General features: G+C 66.5%; 26 protein-coding genes and 6 pseudogenes. 18 read left to right on the top strand and 14 right to left on the bottom strand.

The window, feature by feature from the left end; genetic code table 11:
- Positions 1-21: 21 nt before the first annotated feature.
- From BN1959_RS12355 to BN1959_RS12345, 3 genes are all read left to right on the top strand, one after another.
- Positions 22-531 (top strand): LUD domain-containing protein, encoded by a 510-nt coding sequence (locus BN1959_RS12355; RefSeq protein ID WP_053948941.1) that lies wholly within the window; start codon positions 22-24, stop codon positions 529-531.
- Positions 528-2,759 carry an LUD domain-containing protein gene (locus BN1959_RS12350; protein WP_053948940.1) on the top strand — a complete coding sequence of 744 codons (2,232 nt, stop codon included), beginning with the start codon at positions 528-530 and terminating at the stop codon, positions 2,757-2,759. Before BN1959_RS12355 ends, BN1959_RS12350 begins: the two co-directional genes overlap by 4 nt.
- 82 nt (positions 2,760-2,841) lie before the next feature.
- Positions 2,842-3,462 carry an MBL fold metallo-hydrolase gene (locus tag BN1959_RS12345; RefSeq protein ID WP_053948939.1) on the top strand — a complete coding sequence of 207 codons (621 nt, stop codon included), beginning with the start codon at positions 2,842-2,844 and terminating at the stop codon, positions 3,460-3,462.
- A 42-nt stretch (positions 3,463-3,504) separates the two neighbouring features.
- On the opposite strand, the gene BN1959_RS12340 is transcribed toward BN1959_RS12345, so the two are convergent.
- Together BN1959_RS12340 and BN1959_RS12335 are read right to left on the bottom strand one after the other, a co-directional pair.
- Positions 3,505-3,654: a 50S ribosomal protein L40e gene (locus BN1959_RS12340; protein ID WP_053948938.1), complete on the bottom strand. Its 150-nt coding sequence runs from the start codon at positions 3,652-3,654 to the stop codon at positions 3,505-3,507.
- 138 nt (positions 3,655-3,792) lie between these two features.
- Positions 3,793-4,074, bottom strand: coding sequence for a thioredoxin domain-containing protein (locus BN1959_RS12335; protein WP_053948937.1), 282 nt, complete (start codon positions 4,072-4,074; stop codon positions 3,793-3,795).
- A 217-nt stretch (positions 4,075-4,291) separates the two neighbouring features.
- On the opposite strand from BN1959_RS12335, the gene BN1959_RS12330 reads away from it, so the two are divergent.
- Genes BN1959_RS12330 through hisE form a run of 3 tightly spaced genes read left to right on the top strand, consistent with a single transcriptional unit; the run spans position 4,292 to position 5,427 of the window.
- A complete protein-coding gene (locus BN1959_RS12330; protein WP_053948936.1) occupies positions 4,292-4,447 on the top strand; it encodes a preprotein translocase subunit Sec61beta in 156 nt (51 codons plus the stop codon).
- 48 nt (positions 4,448-4,495) lie between these two features.
- Positions 4,496-5,122: a pyridoxal 5'-phosphate synthase glutaminase subunit PdxT gene (gene pdxT / locus BN1959_RS12325; RefSeq protein ID WP_053948935.1), complete on the top strand. Its 627-nt coding sequence runs from the start codon at positions 4,496-4,498 to the stop codon at positions 5,120-5,122.
- Positions 5,119-5,427 (top strand): phosphoribosyl-ATP diphosphatase, encoded by a 309-nt coding sequence (gene hisE, locus BN1959_RS12320; RefSeq protein WP_053948934.1) that lies wholly within the window; start codon positions 5,119-5,121, stop codon positions 5,425-5,427. The genes pdxT and hisE overlap by 4 nt, the downstream gene beginning before the upstream one ends.
- A gap of 351 nt (positions 5,428-5,778) precedes the next feature.
- On the opposite strand, the gene BN1959_RS12315 is transcribed toward hisE, so the two are convergent.
- From BN1959_RS12315 to BN1959_RS12300, 5 genes are all read right to left on the bottom strand, one after another.
- On the bottom strand, positions 5,779-6,120 hold the full coding sequence (locus tag BN1959_RS12315) for a hypothetical protein (protein ID WP_237560336.1): 342 nt from the start codon (positions 6,118-6,120) through the stop codon (positions 5,779-5,781).
- Positions 6,121-6,273 (bottom strand): hypothetical protein, encoded by a 153-nt coding sequence (locus BN1959_RS15265; RefSeq protein WP_237560335.1) that lies wholly within the window; start codon positions 6,271-6,273, stop codon positions 6,121-6,123.
- A 108-nt stretch (positions 6,274-6,381) separates the two neighbouring features.
- Entirely contained in the window at positions 6,382-7,050 is a 669-nt protein-coding gene (npdG, locus tag BN1959_RS12310) for an NADPH-dependent F420 reductase (protein WP_053948933.1), read from the bottom strand.
- Positions 7,051-7,121: 71 nt separating this feature from the next.
- On the bottom strand, positions 7,122-7,997 hold the full coding sequence (locus BN1959_RS12305; protein WP_053948932.1) for a TIGR01548 family HAD-type hydrolase: 876 nt from the start codon (positions 7,995-7,997) through the stop codon (positions 7,122-7,124).
- 49 nt (positions 7,998-8,046) lie between these two features.
- On the bottom strand, positions 8,047-8,481 hold the full coding sequence (locus BN1959_RS12300; RefSeq protein ID WP_053948931.1) for a UPF0146 family protein: 435 nt from the start codon (positions 8,479-8,481) through the stop codon (positions 8,047-8,049).
- Positions 8,482-8,519: 38 nt separating this feature from the next.
- On the opposite strand from BN1959_RS12300, the gene BN1959_RS12295 reads away from it, so the two are divergent.
- From BN1959_RS12295 to BN1959_RS12275, 5 genes are all read left to right on the top strand, one after another.
- Entirely contained in the window at positions 8,520-9,041 is a 522-nt protein-coding gene (locus tag BN1959_RS12295; protein ID WP_053948930.1) for an archaemetzincin family Zn-dependent metalloprotease, read from the top strand.
- A gap of 83 nt (positions 9,042-9,124) precedes the next feature.
- Positions 9,125-9,988 (top strand): cytochrome b, encoded by an 864-nt coding sequence (locus BN1959_RS12290; RefSeq protein WP_053948929.1) that lies wholly within the window; start codon positions 9,125-9,127, stop codon positions 9,986-9,988.
- Positions 9,989-9,993: 5 nt separating this feature from the next.
- A complete protein-coding gene (locus BN1959_RS12285; protein WP_053948928.1) occupies positions 9,994-10,320 on the top strand; it encodes a hypothetical protein in 327 nt (108 codons plus the stop codon).
- A gap of 83 nt (positions 10,321-10,403) precedes the next feature.
- Positions 10,404-11,549, top strand: a complete 1,146-nt coding sequence (locus BN1959_RS12280) for a nicotinate phosphoribosyltransferase (RefSeq protein ID WP_053948927.1) — start codon at positions 10,404-10,406, stop codon at positions 11,547-11,549.
- A 73-nt stretch (positions 11,550-11,622) separates the two neighbouring features.
- A complete protein-coding gene (locus BN1959_RS12275; protein WP_053948926.1) occupies positions 11,623-11,835 on the top strand; it encodes a hypothetical protein in 213 nt (70 codons plus the stop codon).
- A 26-nt stretch (positions 11,836-11,861) separates the two neighbouring features.
- On the opposite strand, the gene BN1959_RS12270 is transcribed toward BN1959_RS12275, so the two are convergent.
- Positions 11,862-12,128: a ubiquitin-like small modifier protein 1 gene (locus tag BN1959_RS12270; protein ID WP_053948925.1), complete on the bottom strand. Its 267-nt coding sequence runs from the start codon at positions 12,126-12,128 to the stop codon at positions 11,862-11,864.
- Positions 12,129-12,497: 369 nt separating this feature from the next.
- Here BN1959_RS12270 and BN1959_RS12265 point away from each other — a divergent pair, with 369 nt between their 5' ends.
- Entirely contained in the window at positions 12,498-14,054 is a 1,557-nt protein-coding gene (locus BN1959_RS12265; RefSeq protein WP_053948924.1) for a succinic semialdehyde dehydrogenase, read from the top strand.
- On the top strand, positions 14,051-15,127 hold the full coding sequence (locus BN1959_RS12260; protein WP_053948923.1) for an SDR family oxidoreductase: 1,077 nt from the start codon (positions 14,051-14,053) through the stop codon (positions 15,125-15,127). The genes BN1959_RS12265 and BN1959_RS12260 overlap by 4 nt, the downstream gene beginning before the upstream one ends.
- Before the next feature lie 205 nt (positions 15,128-15,332).
- On the opposite strand, the pseudogene BN1959_RS12255 reads toward BN1959_RS12260, so the two are convergent.
- A pseudogene (locus tag BN1959_RS12255) lies at positions 15,333-15,725 on the bottom strand (DUF7342 family protein); the annotation flags it as partial.
- Positions 15,726-16,102: 377 nt separating this feature from the next.
- On the opposite strand from BN1959_RS12255, the gene BN1959_RS12250 reads away from it, so the two are divergent.
- The gene (locus tag BN1959_RS12250) at positions 16,103-16,708 is read left to right on the top strand and encodes a hypothetical protein (protein WP_154018279.1); all 606 of its coding nucleotides are present in this window, start codon (positions 16,103-16,105) and stop codon (positions 16,706-16,708) included.
- 78 nt (positions 16,709-16,786) lie between these two features.
- On the opposite strand, the pseudogene BN1959_RS14460 reads toward BN1959_RS12250, so the two are convergent.
- Positions 16,787-16,930, bottom strand: a pseudogene (locus tag BN1959_RS14460) (carboxylating nicotinate-nucleotide diphosphorylase); the annotation flags it as partial.
- 9 nt (positions 16,931-16,939) lie between these two features.
- Here BN1959_RS14460 and BN1959_RS12245 point away from each other — a divergent pair.
- Positions 16,940-17,233, top strand: a pseudogene (locus BN1959_RS12245) (DUF955 domain-containing protein); the annotation flags it as partial.
- Between the two features lie 88 nt (positions 17,234-17,321).
- Entirely contained in the window at positions 17,322-18,662 is a 1,341-nt protein-coding gene (locus BN1959_RS12240) for a serpin family protein (protein WP_053948920.1), read from the top strand.
- Positions 18,663-18,748: 86 nt separating this feature from the next.
- Here the strand turns inward: BN1959_RS12240 and BN1959_RS12235 are convergent, their stop codons facing one another.
- The 3 genes and pseudogenes from BN1959_RS12235 to BN1959_RS15260 form a co-directional block, all read right to left on the bottom strand.
- Positions 18,749-19,120: a hypothetical protein gene (locus BN1959_RS12235; RefSeq protein WP_053948919.1), complete on the bottom strand. Its 372-nt coding sequence runs from the start codon at positions 19,118-19,120 to the stop codon at positions 18,749-18,751.
- Positions 19,121-19,574: 454 nt separating this feature from the next.
- On the bottom strand, positions 19,575-19,940 hold the full coding sequence (locus BN1959_RS12230; RefSeq protein ID WP_053948918.1) for a rhodanese-like domain-containing protein: 366 nt from the start codon (positions 19,938-19,940) through the stop codon (positions 19,575-19,577).
- Positions 19,941-19,986: 46 nt separating this feature from the next.
- Positions 19,987-20,349, bottom strand: a pseudogene (locus BN1959_RS15260) (FAD-dependent oxidoreductase); the annotation flags it as partial.
- 257 nt (positions 20,350-20,606) lie between these two features.
- Between BN1959_RS15260 and BN1959_RS12225 the strand changes: the two are divergent.
- Together BN1959_RS12225 and BN1959_RS12220 are read left to right on the top strand one after the other, a co-directional pair.
- Positions 20,607-21,820 (top strand): annotated as a pseudogene (locus BN1959_RS12225) (RNA-guided endonuclease InsQ/TnpB family protein).
- A gap of 238 nt (positions 21,821-22,058) precedes the next feature.
- Positions 22,059-22,607 (top strand): DUF1684 domain-containing protein, encoded by a 549-nt coding sequence (locus BN1959_RS12220; protein ID WP_053948917.1) that lies wholly within the window; start codon positions 22,059-22,061, stop codon positions 22,605-22,607.
- Between the two features lie 58 nt (positions 22,608-22,665).
- Here BN1959_RS12220 and BN1959_RS12215 read toward each other — a convergent pair.
- Positions 22,666-22,976, bottom strand: a pseudogene (locus BN1959_RS12215) (RPA12/RPB9/RPC11 RNA polymerase family protein).
- Between the last annotated feature and the right edge of the window lie 73 nt (positions 22,977-23,049).

Here is a 23,049-nt window from a genome sequence, read left to right as displayed (position 1 = left end):
CGAACAGTCAACCTACCGAGTATGAGTACGACGCTCGCGGCGACGTTCGCCGACGCTCTCGACGGCATCGGCGTGGGATCGACGCGGACGACGGCGGCGGAGTTCCCGGACGCGCTGGTGGGTGCTATCGAGGGGCCGGCGGTCGGGACGCCGCTCCCGTTCGACGGCGTCTCGCTCGACGATGCCGAGGTGACCGTGCCGCCGACGCCCGACCAACTCCGGACGGCGACGACAGGAGTCACCCCCGTCTTCGGCGGTGTCGCCGAGTACGGCTCCGTCGTCGTCGAGTCGCGGCCGGCGGGCGACGAACTGGTCGCGCTCTACCCCGAGCGCCACGTCGCGGTTCTCCGGGAGAGCGACCTCGTCGCTGGCGTCGACGACGTGACCGATACCCTCCGAGAACGGTTCACGTCGGGCCGGGACAGCGCGGTCCTCGCGACGGGGGTCAGTGCGACCGCGGACATGGGCGCCACCGTCGAGGGGGTTCACGGGCCGCGGGACGTGCACGTTCTCCTGCTCTCGGACCGATGAGTGCCGACAACGAGAGCCGGGCCGAGCGCATCCGGCGACTGCTCGACACCGAGGGCCCGACGGTCAAGCGGAACGCCCAGGGGTTCAACGAGGGGCGCTACGCCGCGATGGCGGACGTCGACGGTGAGCGACTCCGGACAGCAGCTCGCGAGATCAAGGAGGACGCCATCGAACGCCTGCCGGAACTGATCGAGACGGTCCGGGAGTCAGTCGAGGCGAACGGCGGCACGGTGTACCTCGCCGACGACGCCGCCGACGCGAACGAGCACATCGCCGAGGTCTGTGGCGACGCCGACAGCCTCGTGAAGTCGAAGTCGATGACGACGGAGGAACTCGACGTCAACGAGCATCTCGCCGCGGCGGGCGTGGACGTGACCGAGACCGACCTCGGCGAGTTCGTTCTGCAGGTCGCCGACGAGGCGCCCTCCCACCTGATTGCGCCGGGATTTCACAAGTCGACCGACGAGATCGCGGCCCTGTTCGACGCCCGGTTCGACCCCGACGAACCGCTCGAAACGCCCGAGGAACTCACTGCGTTCGCCCGCGATCACCTCGGCGAGCGCATCCGCGAGGCCGACGTGGGGATGACCGGCGCGAACTTCGTGCTGGCCGACAGCGGCACCATCACGCTTGTCACGAACGAGGGCAACGCGCGCAAGTGCGCGGTCACGCCCGACACGCACGTCGCCGTCGCGGGCGTGGAGAAGCTGCTTCCCTCGATCGACGAGCTCGGACCGATGATCGAACTGCTGGCCCGGAGTGCGACGGGACAGGACATCGCGCAGTACGTCTCGCTGCTGACGCCGCCCACACAGTCGCCGACGATCGACTTCGACTCGAACGAACCGATCGGCGGCGGGCAAGACGATCGGGCGTTCCACCTCGTCCTGATCGACAACGGCCGCTTCGAGATGCGCGAGGACGAGGACCTGCGGGAGACGCTGTACTGCGTGCGCTGTGGCGCCTGTAGCAACGCCTGTGCGAACTTCCAGCACGTCGGCGGCCACGCGTTCGGCGGCGACACCTACACCGGCGGCATCGCGACGGGTTGGGAGGCCGGCACTGGCGAGGACGCGATCGACCCCGGGGCCACGGCGGCGTTCAACGATCTCTGTACCGGCTGTTCACGGTGTGTGAACGCCTGCCCGGTCAAAATCGACGTGCCGTGGATCAACACCGTCGTCCGGGACCGCCGCAACCGCGGTGCCGACCCGGACGCCGTCGACAGCCTGGTCGACGGGCTCGTCCCGGATTCCGAGTCGGCGGGGATGGACTGGGGGAAGCGCGCGTTCGGCAACGTCGACACGCTCGCGCGTCTGGGGAGCGCAACTGCGCCGGTCTCGAACTGGCTCGCCGACAGCGGGCCGGTTCGGTCGCTGCTGGAACGCGGGCTCGGCATCGACGCGCGGCGTGCCCTCCCCGAGTTTCAGCGTGAGACACTCCGCGACTGGGGTCAACACCGAACCCCTGCCGTCGAATCGCCCCGGACCGACCGCGAGGTGGTACTCGTCCCGGACGTGTTCACCAACCACGTCGACGTTGACCGGGGGAAGGCGGCGGTCCGAACGCTCGAAGCGCTGGGCGTGCCGGTTCAAGTCGCGGGCGTGACCGGGACCGGCCGCGCACCGTTCTCACAGGGGATGCTCGCCACCGCCCGCGAGCGGGCCGAGTCGGTCGCCGACGCGCTGGAACCGCACCTCGACGCCGGTCGGGACGTGGTCGTCGTCGAACCCTCGGACCTCGCGATGATCCGCGCGGAGTACGAGAAGCTCCTGTCCGGCGAGCGCGCGGAGAAACTGGCTTCGGGGAGCTTCGAGGTGCTGGAGTACGTGTACGGGCTGTTGGCGAACGGCGTCGATCCCGCTCCGCTCACCCGGGGAGGTGGCGAGCAACTGACCTACCACGCCCACTGCCAGCAGCGCACGCTCGGCCTCGACGCCCACACAGAGGCGGTGCTGGGCAGGCTCGGGTACGACGTGGCGATGACCGACGCGGAGTGTTGTGGGATGGCAGGCAGTTTCGGCTACAAGGCCGACTACTACGAACTCAGCGTCGCCGTCGGCGAGTCGCTCGCGGAGGAGGTGCGGGATGCGGACGGTGACGACGCCGACTGTCGGGTCGTCGCGAGCGGCACCTCCTGCGAGGAGCAACTGACCGACCTGCTCGACCGGCCGGCGACCCATCCGGTGGAACTGCTTGATCCGGCGCGGGAGCCAGCAAACGAGTAAATCCGCGACTCGACGCCGTCGGCCGCCGATCGTTGTCGGCCGCCGACGCCGGCGTTTTACTCCGCGCGGCCCAAGCGAGTGTATGGACCCAGTCAACGTCACCGCCGACGCAGAGCAGTTCACCGCGAACGTCTACCTCGTCGACGGCGAAGTCACGACATTGGTCGATGCCGGTGCGATGCCCGGCGTCGTCGACGAGAGCCACGAGCACGTCGACGAGATCGACCGCGTCGTCCTCACCCACCAGCACGGCGACCACGTCGAGCAGTTGGACGCGGTGCTCGACGCGTTCGACGCCGACCTGTTCGCGTACGACGACCACCCGGATCGGACGCACGCGATCGACGACGGCGACACCGTCGAGATCGGCGACGAGACCCACGAGGTGGTGTACACGCCGGGTCACGCCGACGACCACGTCGCGTTCGTCGGCGAGTCGGCGCTGTTCAGCGGCGACGTGGTAGTGTACAACGACGGCGCGTTCGACGACGGCAGCTTCGGCCGCACCGACCACCCGACCGGCGACCGCGAGCGGCTGATCGAGAGCCTGCGATCGATCCTCGACCGACTGCCCGACTCGGTCGAGGGGATGTACGCCGGCCACGGCGACCCGTTCGAGGCGGACGACGAGTCGGTGCGGACCGTGATCGAGCGTGCGCTGGAGCGGGCCGAGCGGCGGGAGCCGAAGTACCCCGACGAGTAGCGCGGCTGTCGAGGGCTGCGGACGGAGAAGGGGAACGCGTCGTCAGGCCGAGCGCGGCTCCTTGGCCTTGGGTCGGAGCTTCCCGTAGCCACACTTCCGGCACTCCTCGGCGCGCTGGGGGTTCCGCGCGTTACAACGCATGCAGATCTGTTTGTCGAGGATGCGTTTCTCCGCTTCTTCGAACTTAGCCATACGCGTGGGTTCTCTCGGCGGGCGTTTAACGCTTACCTTGCGGGCCGAGGCCGCTGTTCGGGGCGCTCTCCCGCCTCACGACCGTCTTGCCGGCGGCTGGCTGGCTGCTCGCGACGCGAGAGAAAGATCGGCGTCCGGTTAGGCGGCCTGCTGGCCCTGCTGGGCCCGGTTGAGCGCCTCTTCGAGCTCGTCGCGCTGGGTGACGCCGACGAACCGCTCGACGACGCCGTCGTCGTTCTCGATCACCAGCGTCGGGAGCGAGCGGACGGAGTACTCGTTTGCGGTCTCCTGGTCGGCGTCGACGTCGATCTTCTCGAACTCAACGTCGCCGAACTCCGCTTCGAGCTCTTCTAGGATCGGGTCCTGGGTCTTACACGGGCCACACCAGTCGGCGTAGAAGTCCTTCAGTCGGACAGTCATGCGTGGGCCGGAGTTGGCCGTGCCAGCGCATAAGCGTTCCGCCGGCGGTAGATCGCGGCTACTCCCGTGCTCGCGGGCGTTGCTCCCGCTTGCTTCGTGCTCACGGCTCGCGTTCGCTCACCGTTCGCTCCCGAGGCGGTTTGCCGCGGCGCGATCGCGCCGCGTTTTCCCGCCTCGCTCCGGAAGCTTTAGGCGGCTCACGTCCGGACGTGGCTGTATGAGCAGTAACGACGGCGGACTGATGTCCAGCGCGGGGCTGGTCCGCTACTTCGACGCCGAGGACCGCAACGCCATCCGGATGGACCCCCGTACCGTCGTCGCCGCCGGGACGCTGTTCGGGATCCTCGTGCTGGTCCTTCGCGCCGCGTTCTGAGCCGGGCCGAACGTACCCTTTTTGCGCGCCGCCCGCCCACCTCCAGCCATGCAAGCAGGCGTCATCGCGGTCCAGGGCGACGTGAGTGAACACGCCGCCGCCATCGAGCGCGCCGCCGAGGCCCACGGCGAGGCAGCCGACGTGGTCGAAATCCGCCAGTCCGGCACCGTTCCCGACTGCGACGTGCTTCTGATGCCCGGCGGCGAGTCGACCGCCATCTCCCGACTGCTCGCCCGCGAAGGGATCGACGAGGAGATCCGCGACCACGTCGCGGCCGGGAAGCCCGTGCTCGCGACCTGTGCCGGCCTGATCGTCGCCTCGACCGACGCCAACGACGACCGCGTCGACACGCTCGACCTGCTCGACGTGACCGTCGACCGCAACGCGTTCGGTCGGCAGAAGGACTCCTTCGAGGCCCCGCTCGACGTGGAGGGGCTCGACTCGCCGTTCCCGGCGGTGTTCATCCGGGCGCCCCTGATCGACGCAGTCGGTGACGGGTCGGGTGCGCCGATCAACGACGGCGGTTCCGTCGAGGTGCTCGCGCGCTGGGACGGCGACCCCGTCGCGGTCCGACAGGGCCCCGTCGTCGGCACGTCGTTCCACCCCGAACTCACCGCCGACTCCCGCATCCACGACCTCGCGTTCTTCGAGACCGTCGAGGTGAGCGGCCAGTGAGCGACTCCGGGGACGCGCTCGACGCCGACACCATCGACGCTCTGTTCGAGACGATCGAGCAGCGCAAGCGCGACCTGCCGGAGGGGAGCTACACCGCCTCGCTGTTCACTCACGAGAAGGGGGAGAACGCCGTGCTGGAGAAGCTGGGCGAGGAGTCGACGGAGCTGATCCTGGCGGCGAAAGACGACGACGGCGAGGAGCTGGCCGCCGAGAGCGCGGACTTCCTCTATCACCTGCTGGTGCTGCTCTCGATGAAGGGAATGGAGCCGGACGATCTGCGCGCGGAGCTAGAGTCGCGGTTTTAGCACGGTCGGCTCGGATGGGTCTCTTCCCCGTTCCGAACTCCTCGTGACCCCCCGTCACGCCGGTGTGTGCTCGAACGGTTACCCGGATAATCGGTAACATACCAACTGATACGGACGTGCGAGCATATCCCAGTAATGGGCGAGTGTTTCAACTGCGACGCTTCTGCGTCCGATCGCTACACGCTGATTCTCGAAGGCTCGACCGTACTGGCGGACGTGCTGATCTGCGGCGAGTGTTCCGCGGATTTCCAGACTGTCGAGTGGATCGAATTCGATGGACGGTCGAACCCCGCGAACCGCACTCGCTGACCACCGACTCGGCGAGCATCGACGAAATCTCGCGACTGTGACTCACTCGCCAGCGAGGAGAGCGTCGACGAGCGCACCGACGACGACCGTCCCGCCGTACGTCGGAATGAGTCCCAGCGCGTCGAGGAAGATCGGCACGAACAGGAACAGCAGGAGATCGGAGAGCAGCTGCATCACGGGCGAGGCGTTCGGTAGCGGCTCGAACACGCCCTCCCCGACCAGAACGAGGCCGAGTTCGAACAGGTAGAATGGGACGGGGAGCGCGAGTAGTCCCACGAGCGCGCTGACGAGTGCCCCACGGGTCGGCGACTTCTCCCCACCGAGGCGCCCCCAGAGCAGCCGCGCGAGGGCTGCCCTACCGAAGAACCCGCCGACGACGAACACCTACAACAGCCCCGGCGGCGCGGCGAACCCTTGCCCGGCGAGCAGGTCTCGAACGGGCGCGGACAGAATGAACAGGAGCGCGAACCCGCCACCTGCAGCCCCGAACGTCAGCGTGGGCTGTCGACGGAGGCGTTCCAGTACCGGTCGATCCATGCTCGTACGGTGGCGAACGACGGAGATAACGCTGTCTACCGGTTCGTTCGACGGTTCTACACGCCCCGGCACCTCGACACCCACCTCGGGCCGCGTTCAGCCGGCCGACTACTTCAGTTCCAGTCCCAGATCGTGTAGCCCGTCGTTGTGCATCGCGACGTTCACCAGCAGCGGCGTGAGCGACTCGACCTCCGCGGCGTTCACGAGCCCGCCGGCGTCGAGTGCGCGCAGCCCCTCGACCCCCTCGGCGATGTCGGTCACGATCCCCTTCGCGTCGTCGTCCTCGCCGACGACGAACGTGTCGACGCCCAACTCGGCGTCGAGGTTCGCCAGCCGGCCGGCCGCGAGGTTGTGGAACGCGCCGACGAGGTGGACCCCCTCCGGCACCGCGCTCGCGGCGTGTTCGGTGACGCTGCCGGCGGGCGGCGGTGCGTAGTGGAAACCGTCGTCGTCACGGTCCATCCCCGTCGCCGGCGAGACCACGATGTCGCCCTCGTCGAGGTCGCCGGCGACGTGTTCGATCGTGTCGTCGACGTAGTACGGCGGGACCGCGACGATCACGACGTCCGCGAGCGTCGTCACGTCCTCGTTGGCGCCGCCCTCGATCGTCGTCTCCACGCCGCGGGAGTCGAGTTCGGTCTCGTACTCTGCGGCCTTCGTTTCGGCCTTCTCGGCGTCGCGGGAGCCGATCAGCACGTTGTGGCTCGTGTGGTAGGCGAAGCGCAGCGCGAGCCCCTCGCCGATGTCGCCCGTGCCGCCAAGGATCGCGATATCCATACCCGAGACTCCGGTCGGTCGCGACGTAAGGATTGCGCGAGCGGCCCTCGGCCGCGGCGTCGCCGCGAGCCTCAGTCCAGCAGGTCGGGCAGGTCGTTCACCGAGTCGATCACCGCCGCCGCGCCCGCGGCCTCGTACTTCTGCCGGCCCGAATCGCCAGTCAGCCCGCCAGTCAGGACGCCGACGCCGTGGTACGTCCGGGACGGGTCTTCCTCGGCGGCGTTCACGGCGGTTCGCACGTCGTCCAGCGTGTCGCCGACGAAGGCGACCGAATCGGCGTCGAACCGCTCCGCCAGCGTCGTCAGCGCGTGGGGGTGGGGTTTCCCCGCCGCCCAGTCGTCCATCGTGAACCGGTGCTCCTCGGGCACCGAGAGCCCGGCGCGTTCGAGCGCGATATCCGCTTCGGCGGCGGGTCTCCCGGTCAGGACGCCGACAGAGACCCCCGACTGCAGTCGCTCGATCGTCCCCGACTCGACGAGCACCGGCTCGTCGTGGATGTACCCCGGGGCCTCGAAGGGGGGTTCTTCGCCCTCGATATCGCGGTACAGTTCCGTTCCGAGGTAGAGCGCCTGGAACGTCTCCCGGACGCTCTCGGGGTCCCACTCGGCCTCGACGGCGTCGGGGTCGAACCCCTCGGGCGTCGCGGCCTCGCGCAGAACCGCGCGGGCGGCCGCGAGCCCCCCTTTGTCGTGGGCAGCAATGGCGTCGGTGAAGTCGGCGGCGTCCCCCTCGTAGCCCGCCTCCCGGGCGAGCACGAACAGCGTCGCCGCATCGGTGAGCTCCCAGTCGTTGTTGAAGCCGCCGGCGTCCTTGAAGCGCTGGATCGTCGCGCGCTCGATCGTCCCGCCGTGGCGTCGCTGCACCGTCTCGATGATCGCCCGCCGGTAGGAGTCGGCCACGTCGACGAGCACCCCGTCGACATCCAGAACGACCGCGTCAGCGTGCATACCCCCGATCCGACCCCGGGCGGAAAGGCGTTTGCGGCTCGCGCCGGCGTCAGCGACTCCCCCGGGGAGTTCCGTCGCGCGTCGTGGCGGTGTAGAGCGTCAGGCGCGGCGTGTCGCCGCCGCCAAGCGTCTCGCGCTCGACGGGGATCGACGGCGCCTCGTAGCCCAGCGTGGTGAACCGAAACGTCGCGCCGACCGCCGCCGCGAGATCCCGGATCGGTCGGTGGAGTTCGGCCGGGCAGTTGAGTGCGTACACGGTGTCGACGCGGTGGAACGCGTCGGGCTCGTCGACGGCCGTCACGTCCTCGACGCGGAAGCGGACTCCCTCGGGGGCGGCGACGGGGCGAACGTCCGTCGCGCGCACGTCGATGCCGGCGTCGACCAGGCGGGCCGCGACGCCGGTTCGATCGCCGATCCCGACCTCCAGCACGCGCTCTTCGCCCCGGAGCCGTCTGACGATCAGTGGGTCGGTTTTCCGTGACATGCCGAGGGTTTATGCTGATCCTCGGCATGAGTGGAGATATGCGCGTCGACATCGTTCCAGTCGGGTCGGTCCCCAGCCGTGCCAAACGCGAGGCGTCAGAGGCGCTGCGGACCGTCTACGACTGCGAGGTCGGCGTTCGGAGCGAGCAGACGATCCCCGAGGACGCGTTCGATCGCGGCCGGAGCCAGTACCGCGCCGAGCGCTTCATCGAGGTCGCGAGCGACGCCGGCAATGGTGAGAAGAACATCGCCATCACGACGGAGGACCTCTACTACCGCCAGCGGAACTACGTGTTCGGGCTCGCTTACCTCAACGGCCGCGGCTCGGTCATCTCCACGCACCGACTCAACACCTCCTCCGACGGCGGCATCTCGAACAAGCCTACCTCGGAGGTGTTCGCCGACCGCATCCGGAAGGAGGTCGTCCACGAGATGGGCCACAACTTCGGGCTGGAACACTGTGACAACAGCAAATGCGTGATGTCGTTCTCCCCGACGGTGCGGGAGGTCGACGTGAAGGAGGAGAACCTCTGTGGCTCCTGTTCGCGGCTGCTCGGGTAGACCGCTTCCGCCCCTCCGTCGTCGGCGTCGCCCACATGGGTGCTTCGTCATGCTTTTGAGAACGCGGCACCGACATCTCGGGCATGAGCGCAGACGAGGACAAGTATCCCGCCGAATCCGGGCGTCGGCGGTTCGTCAAGGGGGTCGTCGGTGGCGCGGGGCTGGCCGCCGTCGGCATGACCGGCGCGGTCGGCATCAACTCCGCGACCCAATCCCCCGGTGAGGGGGGTGGCTCGACGACCGCGATGGCCATCGAGAACACCGCAGGTCCCGCGCCGCGCGGGATGCCCCAGATCCCCGTCGAGATCGACGACGAGGGGTATCTGAAGGGCGTCTGGCCCGAGGTCGAGGAGGTCGAACAGGGTGGCCGAACGATCGAGGTCGCCTCGACCGAGATGGGCGGCCAGACGTACTCCTCGGAGTGGTTCCAGTACTGCGGCGTCGAGTCCTACGAGGGGATCGTCCCAAGCTACGACTCCGAGAACTTTTTCCGCTCGATCGCCGGCCCCGACTACGACTGGCAGAGCGAGGAGCTCGAGGAGGGTGACCGACTCAACGTCGACATGTTCGAGGACTACGAGAGCTGGGGCAACGGGATCGGCGAGGCCGGCCTCGGCAAGCCCGCGACCGGTCGCTGGCGCTCGGAGGGCACCGAGAACACGATCCCGATCCAGGTGATCCGGAGCCCGGTCATCGAGGAGATCGCCAACGGGAACACCGACGCCAGCCAGTCGATCGTGAACTGGCTCCAGGCCAGCACCGAGCAGGGGTTCCTCGCGTGGCTCAACAAGTGTACCCACTTCTGCTGTGTCCCCGGCTACAAGCAGAACGCCTCTTCGGCCTCCTTCGGCGGCGAGGACGGCGTCTACTGCGCCTGCCACCAGTCCGTCTACGACCCGTTCAGCATCGTCGAGACGCTGTTCGTCGCTCGACCGCGGCCCGACTGATTCCCGTGGTCGACGAGTTCGAGGACGAGGCGGACGCTGCTGACGACGCTGCGAGCGACACGGACGACCGGGAGTTCGCCCAGCGGGTCGAGGACGCCCGCGATCTGCTCGACGAGGACGCCACCGCCCTCTACGTCGGCGTCGTCCGCGACGGCCGGGAGGTCGACTCCACGTTCGCCCAGCGGGCCGACGACGCCCAGCAGGAGGGGATGCAGGCGCTCTCGCTGCTAGCTTCTCACATCCGGCTGGTCTCCGACGAGGCCGGCGTCGACTACACGACCGTGGCCGGCGACGCCGTCACGCTCGCCGAGCAGTTGGACGAGCACGAGTAGGGCGGCGTCGATAGACGGGACTTTTGTTCACACGCCCACGAGTGCGGGCACGGACTGTCACCCGCGAGCGCGGGGTCCACACCATGAGCGAGTTCGACATCATCCCACCCGAGGCGATCGAGTCAGGCGCCGCGACGGACGCCTACTTCGACCGGACGACCGAGACGCTCTCCCACGCGGGACGGAACCCCAACGTCGTCGCGGAGGTGACTGCCGACCAGTTCCCGACCGGCGAGTTCGAACTGCTCGCGGGGCTGAAAGACGCCGCCCACCTGCTGGAAGGGCTGCCGATCGACGCCGACGCGCTGCCGGAGGGAACGCTGTTCGACGGCGGCCCCGTCTGCCGGATCGAGGGGAGCTACCTCGACTTCGCGCGCTACGAGACCGCGCTGCTGGGCTTTCTCTCCCACGCATCGGCGGTCGCGACCAACGCACTCCGCGCCCGCCGGGCCGCGCCGGCGTCGACCGTGTTGAGCTTCGGCACCCGGCACGTCCACCCCTCGATCGGCGCGATGGTCGAGCGCTCCGCGCTGCTCGGCGGGCTCGACGGGATCTCGAACGTCGCCGCGGGCGAGGTGCTCGGCCGCGAGGCCGGCGGGACGATGCCCCACGCACTGCTGATCTGCTTCGGCCGCGGGAACCAGGAGTCGGCGTGGCGCGCGTTCGACGAGGCGGTCGCCCCCGACGTGCCGCGCGTGACGCTGTGTGACACTTACTCCGACGAGGTCGACGAGGTGCTCCGCGCGGTCGAGACGCTGGGTGACGACCTCGACAGCGTCCGTCTCGACACCACTGGCTCCCGACGGGGAGATTTCCGCCACATCGTCCGCGAGGTTCAGTGGGAGCTCGACGCCCGTGGCCACGGGGACGTTGACGTGTTCGTCAGCGGCGGGATCGACCCGGCGAGCATCCGCCACCTCCGCGACGTCGTCGACGGGTTCGGCGTCGGCGGCTACGTCAGCAACGCCGACCCGATCGACTTCGCACTGGACATCGTCGAAGTCGACGGCGAGCCCGCCGCCAAGCGCGGGAAGCTCTCGGGAACGAAACAGGTCTACCGAACTGACGACGGCGGCCACCACGTCGCGCTCGCCGACTGCGGCGCCGACGGCGAGGCGCTGCTGGAACCGCTGCTCCGGGACGGCGAACTCGTCCGGGAGTTCGATGTCGACGCGGCGGCCGATCGTGCGCTCGCCGACGCCGAGCACGTCGGTTTCCCGCGGGACTGAGCCGCGACGCGGGAAGTGCCGCCGAAGCTGGCAGTAACTTTATGGTATCGTAGTTACACGCTTGGCCCGTACCATGGGGCTATTTAGCACGGACTGTGAGTACTGCGGCGGCAGCGGCGCCGACGAGACGTGTAACGGCTGCGGGTTGGCGGTCCACTACGACTGCGCCCGGGAGAAGGGACACCTGCAGGTGAAACAGGAGAGCGGCGGGCTCCTGAGTTCGGGGACGACGTACTACCGCTGGAACTGCCCGAACTGCGGGCGCGTCAAGGAGGGGCAGGCGTAGTCGCGGTCGACTCCGAGCGCGGAGCGTTACGAGCCGCCGCTGACCGGCGGGAACAGCGCGAGCTCGTCGCCCGTCTCGACGGTCGCGTCCGCGTCGACGTTCTCCCCGTTCTTGAGAAGGTTGACGTGCTCCTGGAGCTCGCCGTCCTCGTTCAGTGCCCGGTCCCGGAGCGCCGGCTTCGTCGTCAGGAGCGCGTCGAGCGCGTCGTCGACGGTCGCGCCGGCGTCGACGTCGACCGTGACGGTGCGCTCGCCGGCGGCCTCGGCGAGATCAGCGAAGAGCTTCCACTGCATGGTCGGGGGTGGGCGACGGGCGGAAAAGAGGGTTGTGGGTATCCTCTCCGATTCGGAGGCGTGATTCGACTCGTGCCCATGACCCTGAGTTGCAGCCAGCCGTAGAATATGGTTTAAAACGTTGGACGTTGATTCCCGATCAGTACACCCCCTACAGAGTCGATACAGAACTGCCCACTACACGCTCAACCCCCCAGTTTGTAATCGCTGAGCCGCCGGGAAGCCGTCTCGGGAGTAGTCCACTCAGCGGTCGCATACTCCGAACTCAGCCGAAACGGTGTGTGCAGATTGCGGACTCGTCATCGACGAAGAAGACGATCGATGAACCGCTCCACCGCCGTTTATGCCCCGTCTCCGTGTAGGTGCGGTATGCACAAAAGCCGGGTCGGAAGGGACCGACTCGAATCGCTCCGTGAAGCCCTTGTCGTGACCGGTGAGTGGGACCGGCTGGACGTGATCGCGCCGTTTCGCGGCGCCCCGTTCACATCGATTCCTGCAGGGACGGAAGCGGATGTCGAGGCAGCCGTCGAGCGGGCCGAGGCGGCACAAGCGTCGTGGGCCGGCCGTCCGGTGGCTGAGCGGGCGGCCGTTCTGGAGCGATATGCCGACCGGGTGCTCGATGCACAGGACGAGCTACTCGATGTCGCGCAGTTGGAAACGGGGAAGACCCGGCGAGACGCCTTCGAGGAAGTGCTCGACGTCGTCCAGACAGCCACCCATTACGCCGATGCCGGCCCGGAACTGCTCGAGAGCGAGCGTCGTCGTGGGGCCATCCCGGGGCTGACGAAGACCACGGTTCACCGTCGGCCGAAGGGAGTAGCCGGCTTCATTTCGCCGTGGAACTATCCGGTCACGCTGTCGGTTTCTGACGCACTGCCGGCGCTGCTCGCGGGCAACGCCGTGGTGTTGAAACCCGCCGAGGAGACCACCCACACGGCGCTTCTGGCTCGCCAGCTGCTCGTCGACGCTGGCCTCCCGCCGGAGGTGTTTCAGGTCGTGTCCGGGAGGGGTGAACGGCTGGGGGCCGAACTCGTCGACCGCGTCGACTACGTCTGTTTCACCGGCTCGACCGAGGCCGGGCGGAGTGTCGCCGAACGCGCGGGGCGTGCGCTCATCGACTGCTCGCTCGAACTCGGGGGAAAGAACCCGCTGCTGGTCCTCGACGACGCTGACCCGGAGAAGGCCGCTCGTGGGGCGATCCGTGCCTGCTTCCCGAACGCGGGCCAACTCTGTATCAGCGCCGAGCGACTCTACATCCACGAGTCGGTCTACGACGAGTTCCGCGACGCTTTCGTCACGGAGACACGGAACCTCGACCTCGGAACTGGGTTCGCGTACGGGCCAGATATGGGATCGCTACAGTCCGCCGCACAACTGGAGAAGACCGAACGCCACGTGGACGACGCCGTCGAGAAGGGTGCCGACGTGCTCGTCGGGGGGCGGCATCGACCGGACGTGGGCCCATACTTCTACGAACCGACGGTGTTGGCGGATGTCTCACCCGAGATGACCCTCTTCGACGAGGAAACGTTCGGGCCAGTGGTGAGCCTCTACCCAGTCGGGAGCGTCCAAGAAGCCGTCGACCGGGCGAACAACTCCCGATATGGGCTGAACGCCTCCGTCTGGACGGGCGATCGCGACCGCGGCGAGCGTGTCGCCGAACGCCTCGACTGCGGTACGGTGAACGTCAACGAGGCCTACGCGGCTGCATGGGCGTCGCTAGATGCGCCGATGGGCGGGATGGGTGATTCGGGTATCGGTCGGCGACACGGCGAGGAGGGGCTGTTGAAGTACACGGAGGCCCAAACGGTGGCGGTCCAACGGGGGCTCCAAATCGGGCCGGGACCGCTTCCGGACGGCGTCTGGGCACGGGTGATGACCGGCTTCTCGAAGCTTCTCAAGCGGCTGCCGGGGTGGCTCCGATGACCGCCTCGGAGGTGTTCGTAACGGGGTTCCCCGGTTTCCTCGGGGCGGCCCTCCTCGAGCGGCTCGTGACGCGAACTCAGACGGTCCACTGTCTCGTCCAGCCGAAGTACCGGGCGGCTGCCGAGGCCCGCGCGGCCGAGCTCGTCGGCGACGACTGGCGAGCGGACGTCCGCCTCTACGACGGTGACATCACCGAGCAGGGGCTCGGACTCGACGCCGAGGACACACGCGCACTTCACGCCGCTGTCGGGGAGGTGTTCCATCTCGCTGCTGTGTACGACTTGGGCGTGAGTCGCGCGGTCGGCGAAGCGGTCAACGTCGACGGAACCCGGCACGTCCTCGATTTCGCCACCGCGTGTGACGTCGAGGGGTTCCAATACGTGAGCACCTGCTACGTGAGCGGCCGCTACGAGGGCGTGTTTACCGAGTCGGACCTCGACGTGGGTCAATCGTTCAACAACCACTACGAGGCGACGAAGTTCGAAGCCGAGCGCCTGGTGCAGGCGCGCATGGATGCGGGGTTTCCGGCGACCGTGTACCGGCCCGCCATCGTCGTCGGGCACAGCGAAACCGGGGTAACCGAGAAATACGACGGACCGTACTACGTGTTGCGCTGGCTGCAGCGCTGTCCGGGTATCGCTCCACTCCCGTGGTTCCCGGGCGCGGGCGCGACGGAGTTGAACGTCGTCCCGTGGGACTTCGTGGTCGATGCGATCGACTACCTGAGCCAGCACGGCGAGCCCGGTGCAGTCTACCAACTCTGTGACCCCAGCCCGCCGACGATTCCCGAGCTCACGCGGCTGTTCGCCGACGCCACGAACACCCGGGTGCTCCCCGTCCCGGCCACTCCGGGCGTTGCGAAGCGTCTGCTCGGAACGCGAGCGGTTCGCTCAGTAACGGGCATCCCGCCGGAGACGCTCGACTACTTCACGCTCCCGACGCGGTACGTCAACCCGGCAGCTCGTCGTGCACTCGCGGGGAGCGGTATCCAGTGTCCGCCCTTCGCATCGTACGTGGACGTGCTCGTCGAGTACGCGCGAACGCACGATGCGCGGTCCGACGCGATGAGTTGACGAGAGTTGTCGGTTTCTCGCTGGCAGTGACGGGCTGGAGCATCATCCACTCTCCGGAGCCCCCAGAACGGGGATCTGCTTCGTGGCAGATCCATCGAGGCCATCGCCGCGGCCAGCGTCTACTGCACAGTCACTGCCGTTAGATAATTTTCTCAGGAAACTATTTGTTTATGCGACGGTCTTCCAGCTTCCCCTCTCACTGCTTGATCACGTCGCGGCGCTCGCGGAGCTCTGCACTTGCGAGGTCACCGTCGGCGAGCGACTGTTCGAGCTCTTCCCACGTCTCGACGTCGTAGGTCGCCTGCCACTCCTCGATCTTCTCGGTGATCGCGGCCAGTTCGTTGCGAAGCTCCTCGCGCGTGTTCTCTTCGATGAGCGTCCGGATCTCCTCGGAGAGCAAGCGCGTGTAGTCCGGCTGATAGCGCGTGGTCTCGCCGGCTTCGACGCGACGCAGCTGTCCCTGGTCGACGAGCGCCTGGAGTTCCTCGTTGGTCGTACTCCAGGTGGCGACAGCCGGCTCTCGAACCCAGTTACCCGGGCGACCCGGGACCCAATCTACCAACTGTAGTATTGTGCGTTCGATGCAATAGCATTTTATTACTCCAACGCGTAGTGGGACTCGTTCGATGATAGAACCCGAGCGTGGTGAGGCGATCAGCGACCAAGACTTCCCCGGCAGGTCCAATGGAATTCGATTCCGCAACCCGCCCGAGACGTTGTCGGCGGAAGGATCTCTCGTGCCGGTCGAATTTCGCGCTCGAGACGATCGTGGAGGCGGTCGAACGTATCAGGCGTCAGCGAGCACTCGATGCGGCCGAGCCCCCGGTCCACGACGTCCCTGCGGGTTCCGGACGAGCTGTTGGACGGACGTAACTGCGAGCGAGCACGGTTCGAACGCGAGACGGAAGCACACTCCTGATGGACCGACCCGAGTGACAGTGGACGACGAGTGGCGTGATTCCGGAGGCACGAACCGTGTCTGAGGAGGGAACGATCGACGTCGGGACAGTTACACGGGTGTGGTCCGTTGGCTGGCAGTGGCCCTGGGCCGCCGTTCTCGCGGTAATGTTAGGCGGCAATTTCCTATTCGCGGCCGACCGGACTGTACTGGGAATCGGCGTGCTGGTCGCCGGTCTGGGAATAGCTGTCGCCGGGGTGTGGGCCGTGAACCGACACAGTGGGGATGCGTTCGCCGACGGAATGGGGAGCGTCCGTCGCGCCGTGGCGGATGAACTCGATCTGGACGATACGTCCACTACTCACCCGCTAGCGGTCGGTTCCGACTCCGTGGTCGGCTTCGACTGTTCGAAGCGCTACGACCTCGCCGTCGTGACCCTCGGTGAGTCGGCGCTGACAGTCCACCACGACGGTTCGATGAACCTGCTCAGCAGGACCTGGACGGTTGGGGACCGGACGGAGCGGATTCCGTACGAAAACGTCAGGTCCGTCACTGAGCGGGACGGAACGCTCCGAATGGAACTCGTCGACGGGGGGACGAAGTCGCTTCCCGCAGACAGTCGACCCGACGACCTTTTGAGGGCCCTCCGTCGTCGACTCGAAGGCAGCGACGCCGCCGAATAGGCGCGAGCGGTGACGCGTTCTCCGTGACAGTCCTTTCCCGACTGGACGAATCGACCGGACTGAGAGGAGTAACCAGCCTCACTCACCAGTACGGAACGAGAAGTCCAGGCTCGGCACGGAGTGGGTCAGCGATCCCATCGAGATGACGTCAACGCCGGTTGCGGCGTAGGCGTGGACGTCGGAGAGCGCGATGCCGCCGGACGCCTCAGCGAGCACCGCCTCGGGCAGCAGTTCGACGTCTCCCAGACCGAGGGCGACCCGCTCCCCGACCTCGATACGGCAGCGACCGGCGACGCCGGCGACCTCGTCGAACAGCTGACTGCCGCCGCTGCCGACCTCGGCCTGACGGTGCGGATCGTTCCCGACGACGACTGGACTCACGGCGAGGCAAAGGGTATCTGCGAACAGTTGAGCCTCGTCGACATGCAGCCTCGTGTCGAGGTGCGTGATCGGGAGAACGAGGCCGACCTCCCGCGGACGCTGATTCAGGAGTACGCACACGCCCTGCTCCACGTCGACGTCGAGATCCCACGCCGCTGACTGTTGAAAAGTCGCTCAAACAGTGGTTTGTGCTTCCAGAAGATACTCGCCATCACCTTCTGAATCGACGCGTATGGACCGTCGTCGATATCTCTCCGTCGCGAGCGCCCTCGTCGCCGGTGCCCTCGCGGGTTGTACAGCACCAGCGACGCCGCAAGTCGACATCAGTGCGGATGCGCCGTCGACGCCTGCCCTCCAACCGAACGTCGACGACGACGCCCTCGATGAGTTGGTCACTGGAACGAACACGTTCGCGTTGGACCTGTTCGACGAGCTCCGCACAGCTGATGACGCCGAGAACCTGCTGGTCTCGCCCATCAGTGCCACGATTGCGCTGGCGATGACGTACGCTGGTGCGAGCGGGACCACTCGCGAGCAGATGCGGGCGTCCCTCGGCTACTCAGTTGCTGACCAGCAGCTCCATGCGGCGTTCAACGAACTCCAACGAACGCTGTCTGGCCGCGACGAGGATCTCGGCGGGGAGGATCTCCCGTCAGACTACGACGACGGCGACGATCCCGTTCCCTTCCAGCTCTCACTCGTCAACGCCATCTGGGGTCAAGAGGGGGTTCCATTCCGGGACGAATACCGAACCACGCTGGAGAACCACTACGGCGGCGGCCTCAATCAGGTCGATTTCGTCGAGAACCCGGACGGTGTCCGCGAAGCGATCAACGCCTGGATCGCCGACCAGACCGATCACCGGATCGAAGCGTTGCTTCCGGCGGATTCGATTACGTCCGAGACCGTGCTCGTCCTGACGAACGCCATCTCCTTCATCGCGAACTGGCGCCACCCGTTCGACGAGGGCCAAACTGAGTCGGCCGAGTTTACCGCGCTCGACGGCTCGACGAGCACAGTCCAGATGATGTCCCAGGACGTCCAGGTCCCGGCGGCGACCGTCGACGGAGCCCAAGCCGTCGAACTACCGTACATCGGTGGGACAACAGGGATGCTCGTCGTCGTCCCGCCCGCTGGCGAGTTCACCGCCTACGAACGAACGTTCGACGGTAAGCGGCTCGGCCGGATCGTCGACGCACTCCAACCCCAGCGTGGCTACGTCAACCTCCCTCGGTTCGAGTTTGACTCGGAGTTCAAACTGGAGAAATCCCTGGAGGCACTGGCCATGACCGACGCGTTCGACCCGGGTGCGGCGGACTTCTCGCGGATGGCCGATCTCTCGGAGACCGGCGGCAACCTCTTCGTCGACCAAGTGTACCACGACACGTCCATCAGCGTCGACGAGCAGGGCACCGAAGCAGCGGCGGCGACGGGATCGGTGGCGAATCTCGTGTCGCTCCCGCCGACGTTACTCGATGCAAATCGTCCATTCCTCTTCGTGATCCGAGACCGGGCAACCGGGGCCGTGCTTTTCATGGGACATGTTGTCGACGCCAGCGCGGCACAGGAGTAGGCGATTCAGCCGCGGCACCAAGACGTGCTGCAACGCCGGTGGAGACAGTGAATCGCTTCGGGGTCAAGCCCCGAGGCAGTCGCCTTTCACCACCTGTACACCCCACTCCCGAACTGGGCGTCGGATTCGTCGCTGCCGACCGCCGTCTCCAGTATCGTGTCCCCGCCGTCGTCGAGGAGAGTCCGTTCGTACACGCGAATCGCGAGCGACTGGTCCGTCGCGTCGGGAGAGACGGTCTGGCCGGACCCGAACTCCACCGGCAGCCACGAGAGGAACTCCACCAGGGGCGCTTCGCCATCCAACGAGAACTCGTTTTGGCGGTCTCGACGGCCGTCGACGTGCTCCGGTATCCGAACCCGCGGAGGAGGTTGCTCGCCGTCGTTGCCGACGACAACGCTCGTCGGCGCAGCTGCACGTTCGTCCGCGTCGTCACCGCCATCGACGGCGACGCCGTCCATCAGGCGTCACCTCGCACAGCCTCAGTCGCCGCCTTCTCACGGACCGAACTACCCCCTGAGACCCGTTGTGGGTCTTCGATCCTCGCGGTCCGCAGCTTCGTGTCGGCAGCGGTCTGTTGGTGTCCCTCCCGCGGGTTTGGCTGCGCCGCACGGACGGTCGCCGCTCCCTCGTTCGTTCCCCACTCGGGGGTACCGGGAACGCTCTCAACGGTACTACTCACGGCTACGCACCTCCTTTCAGGCCTGCAGCGATTGTGGACATACACGGAAGAATACGGAATCCCGTTGTTGAGCGTACGTCCAATACTGTTGGGGACGGAGACGGCGAGGCGTTCGGGGTATAGTGCGGGTACCAATACTGTTTGGGACGCTGGGACCCCCCGTCGTGTGAGTGCTTTCTCGACGCTAACCCGGCGCGAGCGAGAATCGTCGCGGGTGAAACCGGAAAATCGGTTCAGTACAGCCGCCAGAGCAGCGATCGAACCTTGTAACCCAGCGTCCCACGCTGGTAGCCCCGCCAGCCGCTCATGCCACCGGCGAGCGTGGTCGCCTCGTACCCCTCGTCGACGAGAACGCTGGTCGCCCGTTTCGCGACGACGCCCATCTTGCAGACGGTCACGATCTCCCGATCTCTCGGCACCTCGTCGAGACGCTGTCGGAGCGCGTCCTCGTCGCCGGAGCGCAGATCGTCGTACACCGGAAGGTTGTGACTTCCGTCGATGTGCTGGGCCCGGTAGTCTTCGCGTGGGCGAATATCGAGGACGAAGGGCTGCTCGCCCTCGGGCCGGGTGTCCAGGTTGTCCGGACGGATTTTGCTCATCATCTCGGCTTGTGGGTGGCGTCGGTAAAGCGTGCCGACCGTCGGTGACGGTGTCGATACGCTTGGCGACGCCCTCGCGGCCGACCATGCTCGCGCCGAGGACGCGGTCGCCGAGCATCGTGATCTCGATCTCGGAGCCGCCGGGGTAGTAGTGAGCGCGTGAGGGCGCCGTGATCGTCAGCGAGACGGGGTCGAACCCGGCTTCACGGGCTCGGTCCTCGTCGACCAGCCCGGTGCGTGCGACTTCGAAGTCGAATGCTTTCACCGCGGCCGTGCCGGCGATCTCGCCGACGGGCGTCGGATCGCCGGCGAGGGTCTGACCGATAGCGCGGCCGGCGCGGTTGGCGGTCAGCGCGAGCGGGACGTGATCCGACTCGCCGGTCACGGCGTGGGTCGCCTCGGCCATCTCGATGCCGACGTCGCCGCCGCGCTCGAACACGACTACCTTCCGGTCGGGCGCCTCGCGTTTGAACTTGCTCGCAGCACTCCCGCCGCGTCGCCACCGACCACGACTACTGATGCTGTCATACGGGTTTCAAGGCGGAAACCCACGGCTTTAGCCGTGGGAGGAAGCCGACATGCTGGGAATCAAACCACCAGATTACGACTGGGTGACTCCCCAACACCAACCCAGTATTTATGAATATGACACTGTACATATGATGTATGGTGGAGGTGCGTCGCACAGTCGTCGTTAAACTCGAAGTAGACGACAGCGACGCGACTCTCCTCCACGAAACTACCGAGGAGTATCTGTGGGCGTGCAACTACGTCGTCCAAGACGCATGGAAGGACGACTACAAGCCCACCTCGAAAACCGAACTGCACGACCGGACGTACTCCGATGTGCGAGAACAGACACGGCTTCAAGCCAACCTTGTGCAATCTGCACGCAACAAGGCCGCCGAAGCCATCAAGGGCGTCGTCGCCCGCTGGAAAAAGGGCAAGAAGGCGTCGAGACCGAACTTCACGACGCCCTCAGTCCGGTACGACAAGCGGAGTGCGACGTTCCACGACGACCACGTCTCCCTCTCAACCGTGAACGGACGTGTCGAAGCCGAGTACGTCCTGCCGCTTGAAGGAGACAACCCGCAGACCGAGTATCTCCGCAATGACGACTACGAGGTGACGGGGCAACGCTTCAGTATCGCGACGCGACGGACACGTTCTTCCTTCACATCGGCACAAAGGCCGAGATGGAGTCAGAGATACCGGACAAAGGTGACGCCGAGCACAGCACAGTCCTCGGCGTTGACCTCGGTATCGAGCAGATCGCCGTCACGTCAACCGAGAAATTCTGGGGTGGTGGCTACCTCAATCACCGTCGCCGGGAGTACGAACGAGTGTGTGGCGACCTACAACAGACAGGCACGGAGTCAGCCCATCGAACGATCGAACGGATGGGCGACCGAGAGACGCGATGGGTGGAGGATTACCTACACCGAATCTCGAAAGCCATCATTCAGGAAGCCGTCGCGCACGGCTGTGACACGATTGCGTTTGAGGAGTTGACGGATATCCGTGAGCGGATGCCGAACGCCAAGAAGTTCCATGCGTGGGCGTTCCGCCGCTTGTACGACTACGTGGCGTACAAGGCCAAAGCAGAGGGGATAGAAACTACGCAGGTTGATCCGTCGTACACGTCCAAGCGGTGTTCGAAATGCGGGACGACGCTGGACGAAAACCGTCTTTCCCAATCGAAGTTCTGCTGCCAGAAGTGCGGGTATGAGGTCAACGCGGACTACAACGCGGCGAAGAATATCGGGTTTCGGCGACTCCGTGCGGGGCAGAAGTCTCCGCACGGAGGGGCGACACGTCACCTCGCCCTGAAGTCGGGGACGTTGAACGTGAACGGCGAGTATTCGCCTGCCGCCCAATAGGGGCGGTCAGAACGGGAGTCCACCGACAAGCCCACCCCTTTAGGGGTGGGTTGGTGACACCCGAAACTACGAACGCACTGCTATAAAGTATTGGTCTATATCTGCAATACCGGGATCGGGACCTATCGTCCGAATATCGATTTCTGTAGTCCAATATTCAGCAATGGGTCAGTATCTGAAGTGCTACTTGATAAATCGAACGACGCACTTTTGTGTATTTAGTACAAAACTAAACCGTATGAGTACCACCGAAGACTGGATCGACGAGATAGAGACCCAGCGACGCCAGAAGGACCGGTATTTCGGGGAGGACCCGCGGTCACCGATCCCCGACGAGGAGCGGGCGGCGTTCGACGGGCTGAACTACTACTCCGTCGACCGGACCTACCGGTTCGAGGTCGAGCTCGACGTGTACGACGAGCCCGAGCCGGTCGTCGTCGGAACCAGCACGGACGGCGAACAGGAGTACTTCGCGTGGGGAGAGTTCACCGTCGAGATCGACGGCCAGCCGGTCACCATCACTGCCTACAAGGGCGATCCGGAGGAGGACCGGCTCTGGGTGCCGTTCCGGGACGAGACGAGCGGCGAGGAGACCTACGGCGCCGGTCGGTACATCGACCTCGAACCCGCCCACCACCGGACTGACGAGGGAAGGTGGATCCTCGACTTCAACGCGGCGTACAACCCGACGTGTGCGTACTCGGACCGGTACGAGTGTCCGCTTCCGCCGACGGAAAACTGGCTGGACGTAGCGATCGAGGCCGGCGAGAAGGAGTTCGGGCACTGACGACGGGAGCCCGAAGAACGCGGGAGGGAGCGGAATGTGGGGCCCACGAGCCGCGCCGTCAGGTCTCACGCCACGTGTGGCCGCACTCGACGCAGGTGAACACTCGAAGCTCGTAGGAGCCGCCCGGCTTCGGCCGCATCTCGTAGGAGGCCCGGTCGCCGTCGCAGCCGTCCGCCGGACAGTCCGCCTTTATCGTCTCGGCGGCGTCCTGGGTGCCGTCGACGACGGGGGTGCCCCGTCGTCCCGCTGTTCGCCCTGCGTCGTCGTCGCCGCTTCCGAGTCGCGCGGCTCCTCGTTCCCACAGGAGCCACACACCCACGTGTCGCCCTCCGTGCGCATCATCGAACCGCACCCGTCGCAGAGCTCCATCCACGGTCGGACACGGGTGTCGGATTTAGATCCGGCCGCCTCGGTGGCTCAGCTCCGACGGGGTCGACTGCCG

Source organism: Halolamina sediminis (assembly GCF_001282785.1).
GTDB lineage: Archaea > Halobacteriota > Halobacteria > Halobacteriales > Haloferacaceae > Halolamina > Halolamina sediminis.
Note: the sequence above shows the minus strand (reverse complement) of the source record. Positions and strands in the feature narration are given on the sequence as shown.